The following is a 3138-nucleotide window of genomic DNA, read 5'->3' on the forward strand; positions in this document are numbered from 1 at the left end:
CAATGTAAGGAAGATTTTATTGATTCTTTATACCCAACTTTTCAAATAGATAACTAACTTAGTACTAACATTTAACCCAGGAACTCTATCTATAACCGTTACTGTTCAAGGGAAGCTTACCAATAAATTTAAGAAGGAGTATAATAACCCTACAAACCATGAGTTAAAAATAGTTGTTCAAACTCATTCTATTTCATTTAGATATTTGGAAGGACAAGAAGAGATTTTTGCAGTTGATTTAGTCCCTGCATTAAAAAAAGGAATAAATGAGTATAATCGAAACATGTTCTATGTTCCCGAAATAATTAAAAAAAGAATAGGAGAAAATAGAGACAAATATTATTCTGAGAAAATTCAAAGCAAAACTGAAATTAATTGGATCAAAACAGACCCGCTTGGTTATATCGAAACGGCAAGTGAACTAAATAAGATCAATTCTGACTTTAGAAAAACTGTAAAATTTGTAAAGGGTTGGAAAAATTCATGCAAACTTCAAAATGAAGAGTTTAAATTAAAATCTTTTCATTTAGAACAAATAATTACACAGTACTTTTTACGTTTTCATGACTTGGAGATTTTTGATTCTATTTTTGTATTTTTCACTGAACTTAAAGATAAAATTAGTCATCCCCGCATCTTAGATAGAGCTGATAATACAAGATATATTGACGGGTATTTAAATGAGTTAACAGATTTTCAAAGAGAATTAATATACCAGTCTATTGATTCAGTTTTGATTAGTTTTGAAAACATCGATGGTATTCAAGATATTGAAAATGTTATAAACACCGGTTACTACAAACGACACGGTAAAAATGAACAGTTTCTATTTGACCAAAAAATCCCAACTTTGATTGATTCTGATTTGACATTTAAAATTGATGGTTTTATAAAAAATCTTCATGGTTTTCGATCGTTTAATGCAAGATTGACGGTTACAAATGGAGTAGTCGACACAAAGAATAGCATAGACTTTAGAGTAGTAAAAAATAATACAAGTTGTAATCTATTTAAGTGGAAAGTTAAAAATGATGCTAATACTCCTGAACCAAGAGGCGAGATTACTGATAATACCAGCTCAAAAATTACTGAAAAAACAGCTTATAAAGGAACACATTTTGTTGAAAGTTATGCCATTAAAGATGGAATATGTGTAGCAAAAGATAGAATAAATGTAATTGTACGAAAATAGTTATTCAGCTCAATTACCTTCACATACATTTAGTTTAAAGTTGATTTTAATGTAGGTAAATAATTCACGGCTCTCCAAACTCACCCACAATCATTCCCACTTGCAACGGTGTCAACAATCTTCTCCCTTTTTCATAGCCTGTTTCGCCCAGTTTTTCGGTTAAACCTGTCGATGCATTAATCCATAACCGGAGTTGCCAGGAGGCGCTTTTCTTGGTAATGTTTGGGAAGTAAAGTTGTGCGAGCTCACCGAAGCCGTAAGCCCGCACTTTGAAAGGTTCATTAATCATATTATCGGTATTTGTTCAACATTTGTTTTATTGAATTGAATGGTACTGGCGCCGTTTAATTTGGCTGCAAGGAGTTTCATGTCGTCGCCTACCTTTTTGTCTACAATGCGGGCGTAATGCTGGGTGCTGTGAATGTTTTTATGCCCGAGCATTTTTGAAACAGTTTCAATCGGTACGCCATTCATCATAGTAACTGTTGTGGCAAAGGTGTGGCGGGCAACATGGTAAGATAGCTGCTTTTGAATGTGGCATAAATCTGCTAGCTCTTTGAGGTAGGCATTCATTTTTTGGTTACTCAGGATGGGTAGAATCGGGTCTTCTGCATCGAGTAGTTCTAATTGACAGTAATTTCTAATGATGCTCATGGGAATATCCAATAATGGAATATTTGCTCGGCCACCGGTTTTCTTTCTTCGGGTTCTGATCCAATAGCCAGATTGATCGTTGCCCTCAATTTCTGCTCTTTTGAGTTTTTGGACATCGATGTATGCCAATCCGGTGTAACAGGAGAAAATAAAAAAATCGCGCACTCGGTTCAACCTTTCAAAAGTGGAATTGAATTCTATGAGGCGTTGTATTTCTTCTTCAGTAAGATAAGGCCTGTCCACTTCTTTCAAAGTTAAATTGATGCCATTGAAAGGATCTTTGAGCAACCAACCACTTCTGATGCTCAGACGCGTAACTGTTTTGAGGTTCTGCAGAAATTTTACAGCCGTGTTGTAGCCGCAGCCCTTTTCGGTTTTTAAATAAATGCTGTATTTCTGTATAAGCTGATAATTAACCGCTTTAATAGAAATGTCTGTGCAACTACATTTCTCTTGTAAGAAGGCTTGAAAATGGTTTTTTGCCGTATTGTGTTTTTGAAAAGTAGCGTAAGTAATTTCCTTGCCGATTAGTTTCTTGAGATCAGCCACGTATTCTTCCCATATTTCGATGATTTGTCTTGATTTAGCAGTGTTTACACCAAGGATTGCATCCCTAAGCATCTGCGGTGTGACATCATCTGTGTAGGTTAAAAGCTCATTGTATTTGGTGTGCGCTTTTAAACGGACCGCTTCCAGGTAATTATTGAAAACACGTGCCTCTTCGGTGCGTCCTTTCATTACATAGCGGGCCGGGTCCCAGTTTTCAGGTTTGACGAACCTGTGTACTTGGAGAGCTATTCGATCTCCGTTGATATTGATGCGTAGCATCACGGGACATTCCCCGTTTTTTCTTTCTCTTGTTCGGTTGATGTAAAATGTCAACCCAAACGATGTTCTTGACGACATGGCGTAAGTATTAATTGCGCCCCCATTTTGATGACAAAACTACAATAACTACACCCTACAAAACAAATATAAACAGCTGTTTTTCAGTACTATTACGTACCAAAATGTACTCACACCCGTTACCACTTTTTGATTTTTGAAAAGTGGTCACCAGATTGCAACCCAGTTGGGGTATAAAACGGTACATTTCAGTAAAAAAAAGAACAAAAAAAAAGCGTGAAACTCAGTGTTTACACGCTTTTGTACATTTCAGTACTTTGACTTGGCGGAGAGTGAGGGATTCGAACCCCCGGAACCTCGCGGTTCAACAGTTTTCAAGACTGCCGCAATCGACCACTCTGCCAACTCTCCGCGCCAAAAGTACATAAACTTTCAGAATTGACAAG

3 protein-coding genes and 1 tRNA gene are annotated in these 3138 nt (G+C 36.5%); 1 reads left to right on the forward strand and 3 read right to left on the reverse strand.

The window, feature by feature from the left end; translation table 11 throughout:
* Positions 1-205 precede the first annotated feature (205 nt).
* Positions 206-1192: a hypothetical protein gene (locus Q0L65_RS05095; RefSeq protein WP_296684174.1), complete on the forward strand. Its 987-nt coding sequence runs from the start codon at positions 206-208 to the stop codon at positions 1190-1192.
* A 64-nt stretch (positions 1193-1256) separates the two neighbouring features.
* Here Q0L65_RS05095 and Q0L65_RS05100 read toward each other — a convergent pair whose 3' ends face one another.
* The 3 genes from Q0L65_RS05100 to Q0L65_RS05110 all read right to left on the reverse strand — a co-directional run bounded on the left by Q0L65_RS05100 (position 1257) and on the right by Q0L65_RS05110 (position 3103).
* Positions 1257-1481, reverse strand: a complete 225-nt coding sequence (locus tag Q0L65_RS05100) for a DUF4248 domain-containing protein (RefSeq protein ID WP_296684175.1) — start codon at positions 1479-1481, stop codon at positions 1257-1259.
* Positions 1478-2752, reverse strand: coding sequence for a site-specific integrase (locus Q0L65_RS05105; RefSeq protein WP_296684177.1), 1275 nt, complete (start codon positions 2750-2752; stop codon positions 1478-1480). Before Q0L65_RS05105 ends, Q0L65_RS05100 begins: the two co-directional genes overlap by 4 nt.
* Before the next feature lie 263 nt (positions 2753-3015).
* Positions 3016-3103, reverse strand: a tRNA-Ser gene (locus Q0L65_RS05110).
* Between the last annotated feature and the right edge of the window lie 35 nt (positions 3104-3138).

The organism is Flavobacterium sp. (assembly GCF_024642105.1).
Classification (GTDB): Bacteria; Bacteroidota; Bacteroidia; order Flavobacteriales; family Flavobacteriaceae; genus Flavobacterium.